Origin of the sequence: Bradyrhizobium sp. PMVTL-01 (genome assembly GCF_051861855.1) — a bacterium.
Taxonomy (GTDB): Bacteria; Pseudomonadota; Alphaproteobacteria; order Rhizobiales; family Xanthobacteraceae; genus Bradyrhizobium.
Genome location: NZ_CP193982.1, coordinates 1,260,873 through 1,271,873, shown reverse-complemented (window position 1 = coordinate 1,271,873; position 11,001 = coordinate 1,260,873). Strand labels below are relative to the sequence as shown.

At 64.0% G+C, this 11,001-nt stretch carries 11 protein-coding genes; 4 read left to right on the top strand and 7 right to left on the bottom strand.

The genetic code is table 11. The features are described from left to right. Positions 1-105: 105 nt before the first annotated feature. The gene (locus tag ACRQ5Q_RS06015; RefSeq protein ID WP_439396470.1) at positions 106-717 is read right to left on the bottom strand and encodes a LysE family translocator; all 612 of its coding nucleotides are present in this window, start codon (positions 715-717) and stop codon (positions 106-108) included. Between the two features lie 57 nt (positions 718-774). Further along, entirely contained in the window at positions 775-1,149 is a 375-nt protein-coding gene (locus ACRQ5Q_RS06010) for a response regulator (RefSeq protein ID WP_439370980.1), read from the bottom strand. A 120-nt stretch (positions 1,150-1,269) separates the two neighbouring features. Between ACRQ5Q_RS06010 and ACRQ5Q_RS06005 the strand changes: the two genes are divergently transcribed. Next, positions 1,270-2,100 carry an SDR family NAD(P)-dependent oxidoreductase gene (locus tag ACRQ5Q_RS06005; RefSeq protein ID WP_439396468.1) on the top strand — a complete coding sequence of 277 codons (831 nt, stop codon included), beginning with the start codon at positions 1,270-1,272 and terminating at the stop codon, positions 2,098-2,100. Between the two features lie 45 nt (positions 2,101-2,145). Here ACRQ5Q_RS06005 and ACRQ5Q_RS06000 read toward each other — a convergent pair whose 3' ends face one another. Then, positions 2,146-2,952: a lytic murein transglycosylase gene (locus ACRQ5Q_RS06000; RefSeq protein WP_439370981.1), complete on the bottom strand. Its 807-nt coding sequence runs from the start codon at positions 2,950-2,952 to the stop codon at positions 2,146-2,148. Positions 2,953-3,210: 258 nt separating this feature from the next. On the opposite strand from ACRQ5Q_RS06000, the gene ACRQ5Q_RS05995 reads away from it, so the two are divergent. Then, positions 3,211-3,552, top strand: coding sequence for a hypothetical protein (locus ACRQ5Q_RS05995; RefSeq protein ID WP_439375713.1), 342 nt, complete (start codon positions 3,211-3,213; stop codon positions 3,550-3,552). Positions 3,553-3,822: 270 nt separating this feature from the next. Here ACRQ5Q_RS05995 and ACRQ5Q_RS05990 read toward each other — a convergent pair whose 3' ends face one another. Beyond that, positions 3,823-3,954, bottom strand: a complete 132-nt coding sequence (locus ACRQ5Q_RS05990; RefSeq protein ID WP_439396466.1) for a hypothetical protein — start codon at positions 3,952-3,954, stop codon at positions 3,823-3,825. 102 nt (positions 3,955-4,056) lie between these two features. Between ACRQ5Q_RS05990 and ACRQ5Q_RS05985 the strand changes: the two genes are divergently transcribed. Beyond that, on the top strand, positions 4,057-4,287 hold the full coding sequence (locus tag ACRQ5Q_RS05985) for a hypothetical protein (RefSeq protein ID WP_439396465.1): 231 nt from the start codon (positions 4,057-4,059) through the stop codon (positions 4,285-4,287). Here ACRQ5Q_RS05985 and ACRQ5Q_RS05980 read toward each other — a convergent pair. From ACRQ5Q_RS05980 to dnaG, 3 genes are all read right to left on the bottom strand, one after another. Beyond that, a protein-coding gene (locus ACRQ5Q_RS05980; RefSeq protein WP_439368321.1) for an IS630 family transposase occupies positions 4,266-5,214 on the bottom strand; the annotation gives its coding sequence in 2 pieces (ribosomal slippage) (positions 4,266-4,877 and positions 4,879-5,214; 948 coding nt in all). The two genes, ACRQ5Q_RS05985 and ACRQ5Q_RS05980, sit on opposite strands and share 22 nt — an antisense overlap. A gap of 343 nt (positions 5,215-5,557) precedes the next feature. Beyond that, entirely contained in the window at positions 5,558-7,711 is a 2,154-nt protein-coding gene (gene rpoD / locus ACRQ5Q_RS05975; RefSeq protein WP_439396463.1) for an RNA polymerase sigma factor RpoD, read from the bottom strand. A 375-nt stretch (positions 7,712-8,086) separates the two neighbouring features. After that, entirely contained in the window at positions 8,087-10,096 is a 2,010-nt protein-coding gene (gene dnaG, locus ACRQ5Q_RS05970) for a DNA primase (RefSeq protein ID WP_439370984.1), read from the bottom strand. A 152-nt stretch (positions 10,097-10,248) separates the two neighbouring features. Here dnaG and ACRQ5Q_RS05965 point away from each other — a divergent pair, with 152 nt between their 5' ends. Further along, positions 10,249-10,812: a chlorite dismutase family protein gene (locus ACRQ5Q_RS05965; RefSeq protein WP_439370985.1), complete on the top strand. Its 564-nt coding sequence runs from the start codon at positions 10,249-10,251 to the stop codon at positions 10,810-10,812. Positions 10,813-11,001 lie beyond the last annotated feature (189 nt).

The window sequence follows — 11,001 nt, the reverse complement described above, 5'->3', positions numbered from 1 at the left end:
TCGATGGACCTGTACCCCCTCACCCGGATTGCATCTACAATGCAATCCGACCTCTCCCTGCAAACGGGGAGAGGTGAAGGAAGCAGCGGGGACAAGGTGAAGAGCCTACCTTTCCGCGAATGCCAGCTTGGCGCCGAGTGCGGCAAAGCCCGCGGCAAAGCTGCGGCGCAGCCACGCCATGACGCGCGGGCGGGAGATCACGCGCTCGCGCACCGAGGCGGCGCACAGGCCATAAATGGCGAACACCACAAAGGTCATAGCCATGAAGGCGCCGCTCAAATCGAGCATCTGCGCCAGCACATGAGCCTCGTCCGCCGCGATGAACTGCGGCAGGAAAGCGAGGAAGAAGATCGACAGTTTTGGATTGAGGATGTTGATCAGGAAGCCGGTGACGACGACCCGGCCGCTCGACCGCTCGCGGATCTCGCTCTCAACTGCGAGCGCCCCGGTTTCGCGCAGGGCCTGCCACGACATATAGAGCAGATAAAGCACCCCGCCCCATTTCAGCGCGGCGAAGGCGAGCGCGCTGGTATGGAGCACGGCGGCAAGCCCGAGCATGGCAGCACACATGTGCGGCACGATCCCGAGCGTGCAGCCGAAAGCGGCCGCGACACTGGCGCGCGATCCGCGGGTCAGTGCCGCCGCCAGCGTATAAAGCACGCCGGTGCCGGGGGAGGCGACCACGATGAGCGAGGTGAGCAGGAAGGACCAGGACATGAGCGGACCTTACCAGTCCGCCTCACGCCAGGAAAGTCGGCTGGCGCGAACCGGCCGTCAGGACAGCTGCGCGATCTCGGCCTCGCGCAGCACGTCGAGCGGTGCCCACGGCTTGGCCCAGAATTTCGCGCCGTCAGGCAAGGGCTGCTTCAAGGGACGACCGGAGGTGACGACGACGTCGAGCTTCGGATTGCGGTCCTTGGCAACATACGCAAGCTCGACGCCGTTCATGCGGCCTGCAAGCTGTACGTCGGTCAGCATCAGGCGTAGCGCACCGGCCTTCTTGTCCAGCACGCGTTCGGCAGCTTCGGCACTCTCGCACTGAATAACCTGATAGCCGCTCTCTTCGAGCAGGACACACAGCATCTCGCGCTGCATGACGTCGTCTTCAACAATGAGCGCTGTCGCGCCAAACGGCTGTGCTTGTCCCATCGACGGCTCCTAATGCCTGCGTCGGTAACGTATGTTAAAAACAACGAGCGGCTATGGTTCGGTTTCGTTTCAAAAAAATAAGCCGTGGTTCCATGGTCGGGGACTTGACGTGGGGAGATCATGACTGCGATTCGCGGCGCCGCAGCCATTACGGGAGCCGCAAGCGGGATCGGCCGCGCGCTGGCTATTGAGCTCGCCCGGCGCGGCTGCGACCTCGCGCTTGCCGACCGCGACGAGGCCGGGCTGAAATCGCTCACCGCCGAGCTCGGCACGAGCCGCAAGATCAGCCTGCATCGAGTCGATGTCGGCGAGGCGAGCGACATCGCGCGGTTCGCCAGCGAGGCGACCATGGCGCATTCGTCGCTCGGCATCGTCGTCAACAATGCCGGCGTGGCGCTGCTGGGGACGTTCGAAGAGATCGACCAGGCGCAGATGGAGTGGCTGTTCGACATCAATTTCTGGGGCGTGGTGCACGGCACGCGGGCTTTCCTGCCGCATCTCAAGACGAGGCCGGAAGCTCATATCGTCAACGTCTCGTCGATCTTCGGCATCATCGCGCCGCCCGGCCAATCGGCCTATGCCGCGGCCAAGTTCGCGGTGCGCGGCTTTTCCGAGAGCGTGCGCCATGAGCTTGCGGTTGCGGGCAGCCCGGTGAAGGTCTCGGTGGTGCATCCCGGCGGCATCGCCACGTCCATCGCACGCAATTCCCGCACCGGCGTCGGCGTCACCGACAATGCGCGCCGCTCGCAGTTGATCGAGCGGTTCGAAACCGCGGCGAAGACTACGCCAAAGGACGCTGCGCTACGCATCATCAAAGGCATCGAGAAGAACGAGCCCCGCATCCTGATCGGCAACGACGCAAGGTTCATGGACCTGTTGCAGCGCTTCCGCCCGGGGACGTATTGGGCGCCACTGCAGCGCAGGTTGGAGAAGATGGCGAAGGGGACGTGAACGTCGCCTGCTCTTCCACCCTGCCCCGGAAGGGGGACGGTGAAGTCACTGCCCCGCCAGCCTGTCCGCGAAATACCCGATGGTCTTGCGGTAGACCACCGCCCTGTTCCACTCGCGCATCGCCTCGAAATTGGCGGTGCCTTCGCCGTAGGGCTGCCCCATCTTGAAGCCGCTCGTGTGCAAGAGGTTCGCGGTCGAGGCGAGCACGTCGGGGACGCTGTGGCGGAGATCGACATGGCCGTCGCCGTCGAAATCGACGCCGTACTTGATGTAGGACGACGGCAGGAACTGGGTCTGGCCGATCTCGCCGGCATAGGCGCCGATCAGGTCGCGCAGCGGCAGGTCGCCGCGCTGCACGATCTTGAGCGCGGCGAGCAGTTCGCCCTGGAACAGGTCGGTGCGGCGGCAGTCATGCGCGAGGGTCGCCAGCGTGCGGATCACCGGCAGCTTGCCCATGTCGCCCTTGCCGAAATCGCTCTCCAGCCCCCAGATCGCGACCAGGATGTAACGGGGCACGCCGAACTGCTGCTCGATGCGCGAGAGCAGCGCGGCGTGACGCTGCAGCAGCGCCCTGCCGCCATTGATGCGGCCCGGGCCGACGCGGGTCGAGACATACTGCTCAAAGCTCTTGTTGAAGGTGTAGCGCTGGCGCCGGTCGAAGGCGAGCACGGCCCCGTCCTGGGTGATGCCGCTGAATGCCGCGCTGGTGACGTTTCCCGAGACGCCGGCGCTTTGCGCTTCCGAGGCCATGGCGGCAATGAAGCTGTTGAAGTCGCCGCCGCAGCGCGCGGCCTGCGCCGAGCCGCCGGCCAAACCAAAGAAGCAGGCGGCGGCCAGAGCGTATCTCAACATGTCGAGCGATCCCCCAAGATCCCGGTGCGAAGCAGGGTGCGATCATGCCCGGGAAAGCCGCCAGCGTCAAAGCGGCACGCTTGATCCGCATCAACGTGTCTGGTGCCCTGCTTTCTAGACCGGCGGGGAGCGCCGTCCGGGAGAAGTGCCAATGACGACAGGATGCGCATGCGCATCATGGCTCGCAACGTCGTCGCGCCCCGGAATGACGGACGAGGCAACTTCCTTTATGATGTCGGCGCTTGTGTAGGAGGTGCCATGCCTGACAATCATCGACCTCGACCAACCCGCCTCCTGCGCGTCCCGCTGTTCCGCCTGCTCGCCATCAACCTCGCGATCGGCGCCTGCGCAGCAGTGCTGCTCGTCGGCGGGCTGCTATGGCTCAACCCCGGTCATCTGCGCGAGCTGATCTTCGCCGACCGCACACCCGGCATCGCGCTTGTTCTGCTGCTCGCCTCCTTCTTCGTCACCTTCGGTTCCGCCGCGATGGGCAGTGCGATCATGGCGCAGGAACGCAAACAAGATGTCGGTGGGCGCAACGGCGGCCACGGCTCGCGACTCGCCGTTCAGGACGTGACGCGGCGCCCGCGGCCAAGATAAACCTCTGCAGCGATGGAACTCGCCCTCGCGCGAGGAACCGCGTGTCTGCACGCAGACGGGAACGTGCGGCGGAGCGCAATTCTCTACAGGCGTCCAACGCCCGCTGCATCGCCAGAACAGCAATATGAACAAAGTGCTTCGATAACCCAAACAATTGCTTCGACGTGCATCGGAACTTAACTTCACGGTCACCGCATATCCGCTGAGCTCGCCGCGACACCAGCGCTCTGTCGATTTGACTTGCCAAGGCATGGCAAAAGGTATATTCTTCTATTTCAGGTTGTAGCCCTGCCAGCCCCGGGCGACGCTGAAGACCAAAATAAACGGCGGGCTTTGCGCCCGCCGTTTATTGAGGGTTCGCACCGGACCTTCGAAAAGCGCGTGGCGCTTCCATTCCAACATCTCGCCGATCGATGGCGCCGAGCGCTCCGCAAGACCACGGCTGCATGCCCGACAACCGCCAGAGTCATTTGACTGCGGCGCCCTGATCGACGACAAGCCGCCATGGCCAAGAAACCCGGAACCAATCCCAAAGGCGAATTCGCCTTCTTCAACGTCGTCTATGAAGACGGCTCCCAGCGGTCCAACCGCCGCGTGCCCGCCGAACTGCTCGGCGGCCTCGACGGCGATGAACCCGCCCGCAGCTTCATCATGGAGCAGGACCGCGAGATCGCGGAGAAATCGGGACGACCGCCGCTGGCGATTAGAGCGTTTCACATTTTGATTGAAGCATAACCGGCGCTGGCGAAGTAGTTGGCGCATTCGCGAGGCTGGATGTCTTGGACGAGGTGACCGATATGGCGCCAAGTCTCCTCGATTGAGCGCTTCTGAGCTTGCCGCATCCAGTGTTTGATCTTGGAGAAGGCCTGTTCGATTGGGTTGAGGTCGGGCGAGTATGGCGGCAGGTACCAGAGTCTGGCGCCAGCAGCCTTGATCATTTGCCTGACGGCTTTCGACTTATGGCTTCCGAGATTGTCGAGAATGACGATGTCGCCTTCACGCAGGGTTGGCAGGAGAATGTGCTTTACGTAACCACGGAAGCATTCACCGTTGATCGGGCCATCGAAGACGCAGGGTGCCGTGAGTTGGTCATGGCGGAGCGCGCCGAGGAATGTGAGGGTACGCCAGTGACCGTGCGGAGCGAAGCCGCGCAGGCGCGCCCCTTTGGGTCCCCAGCCTCGCAAAGGGGCCATGTTGGTCTTGATCCAGGTCTCATCGATGAAGACGAGCCGGCCCGGATCGAGCCCGGCCTGCCAGGCTCGCCAACGCAAGCGCCTACGAGAGACGTCGGCGCGAGCCTGTTCGAGGGCGAACAGTGTTTTTTTTGAACCGCAGCCCTTCCCGGCGCAGGAACAGCCAGACCGCATTGTGTGAGACCTTGACCCCACGGGCTGCCAGTTCCGCCTTCAGACCATGCAGCGTCAGGTGCGGCGTCTGAGTGATCCGCTCGACGATGAAGGCGCGGTGCGGATCAAGCACAGGCTTGCGGTGACCACCCATCTTGCCAGGCGCTACCGAGCCGGTCGTTCGATAACGCTGTGACCACTTCACAACTGACGAGACAGCAACGCCAAACCGTTCCGCCACAGATCGGCAGCTCTCACCTTTGGCAACAGCGGATACCGCACGCTTACGCAAATCGTTGGAAATTGGTCGGACCATCGGATGCTGGCCTCCAGCCCAGCCAGCATCTTGAATCATATTCGTCCCAGACCCGGAATCCCCTCCGATTCAATAAATCCGTGAACCGCTCTAAAAGCCTCGACCGGGTGGGAGCGAAGAAGAAATAGGCCGACCTTGGCAGGCGCTCACCAGCCCCGGCAGCTTGTTGCGCTGCCAGTCGATGCCGGCGTCACAGACCCGGCAGCAGACGGTGAGGTGGGGCCGATGATCCAGAATCACGGCAGCAAATCGATTGGCCTGAAAATCGCTTCAAGCAAAAACGGCGAGCTTTCGGCCCGCCGTTTTCGTTTGCATGGATGCCCCGGGGGCATGACGATCCGGATCAGTTATCCAGGAACGACCGCAGCTTCCGGCTCCTTGACGGATGCTTCAGCTTGCGCAGCGCCTTGGCTTCGATCTGGCGGATACGTTCGCGCGTCACCGAGAACTGCTGGCCGACTTCTTCCAGCGTGTGGTCGGTGTTCATGCCGATGCCGAAGCGCATGCGCAGGACGCGCTCTTCGCGCGGCGTCAGCGAGGCGAGCACGCGCGTGGTGGTCTCGCGCAGGTTCGACTGGATGGCGGCGTCGATGGGCAGGATCGCGTTCTTGTCCTCGATGAAATCGCCGAGATGTGAATCCTCTTCGTCACCGACGGGGGTCTCGAGCGACAAGGGCTCCTTGGCGATCTTGAGGACCTTGCGGACCTTCTCGAGCGGCATGCCGAGCTTCTCGGCGAGTTCTTCCGGGGTCGGCTCGCGGCCGATCTCGTTGAGCATCTGGCGGCTCGTGCGCACGATCTTGTTGATCGTCTCGATCATGTGCACGGGGATGCGGATGGTGCGCGCCTGGTCGGCGATCGAGCGGGTGATCGCCTGCCGGATCCACCACGTGGCGTAGGTCGAGAACTTGTAGCCGCGGCGATACTCGAACTTGTCCACCGCCTTCATCAGGCCGATGTTGCCTTCCTGGATCAGGTCGAGGAATTGCAGGCCGCGGTTGGTGTACTTCTTGGCGATCGAGATCACGAGACGGAGGTTGGCTTCCACCATCTCCTTCTTGGCCTGACGGGCCTCGCGCTCGCCCTTCTGCACGGAGTGTACGATCTTGCGGAACTCGACGATCTCGAGGCCGGTCAGGGCCGCGAGCTGATGCACCTCGTGGCGGAGGTCCTTGATGCGGTCCTTCTCGTGGTGGACGAAGTTCTTCCAGCCTTTTGCGGAAAGTTTCGAGACACGGTTGAGCCAGCGCGGATCGAGCTCCGAGCCGGTGTAGTTGCGCAAAAAGTCTTCGCGCGCGACGCCGTGGCTGTCGGCAAGGCGCATCAGGCGCCCCTCGTGCGAGACGAGGCGCTTGTTGATGTCGTAGAGCTGCTCGACGAGCGAATCGATGCGCGCCTGGTTGAGGCGCAGGGACTTCACCTCGACGATGATCTCGTCCTTGAGCTTGCGGTACTTGCGCTCCTGGTGCGGCGACAGCGAGGGCCCGTGCGAGGTGCTCTCGAGCTGGTTCTGGATGTCCTGCTCCTGGAGCTTGCGCAGCTTCTTGTAGCTCTCGGCGATCTTGTCGAAGATCTCGACGACCTTGGGTTTGAGCTCGGCCTCGATCGCCGCGAGCGACATCTGGTTCTCGAACTCGTCGTCCTCGTCCATGTCGGCTTCGGCGGCGGCCTCGCCCGGATCCTTCTCGGCTTCGCCGTTGCCGGCGGCGGGCGCGGCGCGGAACGGGGTCGGCGACGGCGGAGCTGCGGGCGGCGCGACATGGGCGGGCGCAGCGGCGGATGCGGTGGCTTCACCGGCCTCGGCCGTGGCTTCGCCGCCTTCGGCAGCGGGGCCGCCGATCATCGCGGTGTTCATGCCGCCCTTGGCCTCGGGACCGGCATAGGTCGCTTCGAGATCGATGATGTCGCGAAGGAAGATTTTTCCTTCGTTGAGCTCGTCGCGCCAGATGATGATGGCCTGGAAGGTCAGCGGGCTTTCGCACAGGCCTGCGATCATCGCCTCGCGGCCGGCCTCGATGCGCTTGGCGATCGCGATTTCGCCTTCGCGGGAGAGCAGCTCGACCGTGCCCATCTCGCGCAGATACATGCGCACGGGATCGTCGGTGCGCTCGCCCGGCTCGCTCTTCTTGACCTCGGTGACGGCCTTCTGGGTGACCTCGACGAGCTCGTTGTCGGTCTCGTCCTCGCCGCCCTCGTCCTTGTCCTCCTCGCCTTCGCTATCGTCGGCTTCGGTGACGTTGATGCCCATGTCCGAGAGCATCGACATGATGTCCTCGATCTGTTCGGGCGAGGTCTGGTCGGACGGCAAGACTTCGTTGAGCTGATCGAAGGTCACGAAGCCACGCTTCTTGGCCTGCTTGATCATCTTCTTCACTGCCGCGTCGGACAGGTCGAGCAAGGGCGACGGCGCGTCCTGGGAATCCTTCTCGGGAGCATCCGCTGCCTTGTCGTCTTTTTCCTTGTCCTTCGCCTGCAGCGTCTTTGCCTTGGTGGCCATCCATTGCTCCTAAACGCGCTTCATGCGAGACGTTCGACGCGCCCGCGTGAATTCACTTGAACCTGTTGCTCGACGCTCTCGCTTCGGCAGCTCTCGACACGGAAAGGGCGGCGCACACGTCTCTCGCCACCCCCAACTCTCTCTCGCCGGATTTGCCTAACGCTTCGTGAGCCTCTTTGTCGCGGCGGATGCAGGTGTAGTGCCAACAGCTATTGCGCGGATTCATTCCTGACGCGTCTGTTCTGCCTGCGGCCGCCTCTGGGCCAAAGTGCTACAAGACCGTTAAGCCTCGATTAACCCTGTTTTTGCCGCCAAACCTTGGATTTGGCGAGTCTTTTAGCGGTTCCGGCCACGACCGTCCGCATGATTCTTTCGTCACACGCTCTTCTGCACCCGACCCGACAGTTCGCCAAAACCCTCGATCAGGGCCTCGGTACCGTCGACTTCGGCCATCCGAGCCTTGACGTCACGCAGCCATGCCAAATTGGCCTCGCTGGGGTCCTCCCCCAAGGCCAGCTCGGCGTCCTTCAGCTCTCTAAGTAGTGAATGCCATTGCCGATGCAAGGCGACCAGCTGATGCCAGGTGGCAAGAACGTCGTCCCGTGCCGCCCCCTCGCGGGCGCCCCACACCGCCGCGGTGGTAATGGCGCTCTCAACTCTTTGAAGGACTTGAGAAAATCCACCCTTTGCGAGGTCGCCGCGCATCTTCTCGGCCTGCTCCTCGGGGTCCGGCGAGTGGTAATGGTCGTTGACGAAGGCGCTGATAATGCCGGCCCGGAGCTTGTGGGCCTCGGGATGGGCCAGCTCCAGGGCGGCCACCTCCTCCAGGTGCTCATGCAGCAGCCAGGGGTGGTTGATCAGGCTTTGCAGGATCAAAGCCTCCCGGCGGGAAATGGCACTTCTCTGTCCGCGCATGATAGGGCTTGCCGCCAGCTGCGGGCTCGCCGCCTGGTAGGGGCCGGAGGGCAGCAGGGTCGGGCCCGGCAGGCCGCGGCGCCCGCCGCCGAATCCCTGGCCGGCGAATCGATTCGCGCCGCCCCCGCCCCGCGGCTGGAACGGACGGCCGCCGCCGGGGCGGAAATTGCCGCGACCACCAAAGCCGCCGCGCCCGCCTTCGGGAGCGAAGGTGCGCTGCAGCCGCTCGACGAAGTCGTCGCGGTAGTAGCGCCGCACCACCTCGTCGCGGATGCCGTTCGTGAGCTCCTTGATGCGCGCCTCCAACGCGGCGCGGCGCTCGGGCGTGGCGAAATTGCCGCCTTCGAGCTCGCGCGACCAGAGCATGTCGGCGAGCGGACGTGCCGCCGCAATCACCTCTTCCATCGCGCCACGGCCGCCGGAGCGCACGAGATCGTCGGGGTCCTGCCCTTCCGGCAGCAGGGCAAAGCGCAGGCTCTTGCCCGGTGCCAGGAAGGGCAGCGCGAGATCGGCGGCACGATAGGCCGCCTTCTGTCCGGCGCGGTCGCCGTCGAAGCAGAGGATCGGCTCGTCCGCCATCTTCCAGAGCAGCGCGAGCTGGCTTTCGGTCAGCGCAGTGCCGAGCGGCGCCACCGCACCCGCAAAGCCCGCGGTGACCATGGCGATGACGTCGACATAGCCTTCGACCACGATCAGCGCGCCGCCGTCATGGGTGGCTTTGCGCGCCGTCTGGTGGTTGTAGAGATTGTCACCCTTGTGGAAGAGCGGCGTCTCCGGCGAGTTCAGGTATTTTGCCGGAACGTCCTTCTCCAGCGCGCGCCCGCCGAAGGCGATGACGCGGCCGCGCAAGTCCGTGATCGGAAACATCACGCGATCGCGGAAGCGGTCGTAAGGAACGGGAATGTCGTTGCCGGCCACCAAGAGGCCGGTCTCGACCATGTCGTCGACGGAGATTCCGAGCTTGCCGAGATGCTCCTTCAGCGCGAAGCGATCGGGCGAGGCATAGCCGAGACGGAATTGCAATTGCGTCGCCGGCGAGATGGCGCGGTCGGCGAGATAGCCACGCGCTTTAGCACCGACGCGCGAGGCCAGCGTCTCCGCAAAATACTTGGCGGCGAGATCCATGACGTCATGCAGCGAGCGGCGCCGCTGCTCCTCGCGCGCCGCGTTGGGCGTCACCGCCGGCAGCGGCAGGCCGGCCATGTTCGCGAGCCGCTCGACGGCCTCGGCGAACGGCAGGCCGTCGGTCTCCATCACGAAATTGATGATGTCGCCGTGCTTGCCGGAGGAGAAGTCGTGGTAAAAGCCCTTCTGGTCGTTGACGTAGAAGGACGGCGTCTTCTCCTGCTGGAACGGCGACAGCCCCTTCCACTCCCGACCCGCCTTCTTCAGCTTGACGCGCTTGCCCACGACTTCGGAAACCGAAAGCCGGGCACGAAGCTCGTCGAGGAATTGGGGCGTGAAGCGCATGGGATCTGTGTAGCGCGAACTGGGGTGAGTCGGGCGAAGGATCAGGGTTATAGGCGTAGCTTGCCCAATAGTCAGGTTTAGGCGGGTTATCCGGGTTATTCGACCTATGCACAGGCCTTGAACCCCGCCCGGTTCCACGCTTCCATACCCCCATGTTCAGGACCTTTCGAGGTGGCCATAGTGGGGGCTGGCGCGTCACCTCGATTTCACCGGTGACTGGCGAGCCCCTGCCCTTCATGCCGGCGCTGTCGGTGACCGACAGCGACGCGGTCTCGTTGCCGCTTGTGCCCTCGCGCAATGCCTGGCGGCTGGTCGGCGTTGCCAGCACCTTGCGCTACACCGAGCGGCCCGAGAAGCAGCAGCTCGTGGCCGTGCAAGCCGGGCTCGGCCGCCCTGAGGCCACCAGCGCAGCGCTGATCCCGATCCGCAAATCGCAGGCCTGGTGGGACCTGACCCAGGAAGAGCGGCGCAAGATCTTCGAGGACAAATCGCACCACATCGCCGGCAGTCTTCGTTTCCTGCCCGCAATCGCGCGCCAGCTCTATCACTGCCGCGACCTCGGCGAGCCGTTCGACTTCCTGACCTGGTTCGAGTTCGCCCCCGCGGATGCCTCGTTGTTCGAGGAGCTGGTGGCGATGCTGAGGCAAACCGAGGAATGGAGCTATGTCGAGCGCGAGGTCGACGTGCGCGCGGTGAAGGAGGTGCTGTCGGCATAGGGCGAACTGCCGCCGCGATGGAGGTCTATTCCCTCGCCCCGTTCTGACGGGCCCGCGACGAGCTTCACTCGCGCTGGCAGGCTTCTGGTGAGGGGCTCTCTCCGCGCGTGAGATCATCGAGAGACCTGTACCCCTCACCCGGATCGCAAGAGCGATCCGACCTCTCCCCGCAAGCGGGGGGAGGTGAAG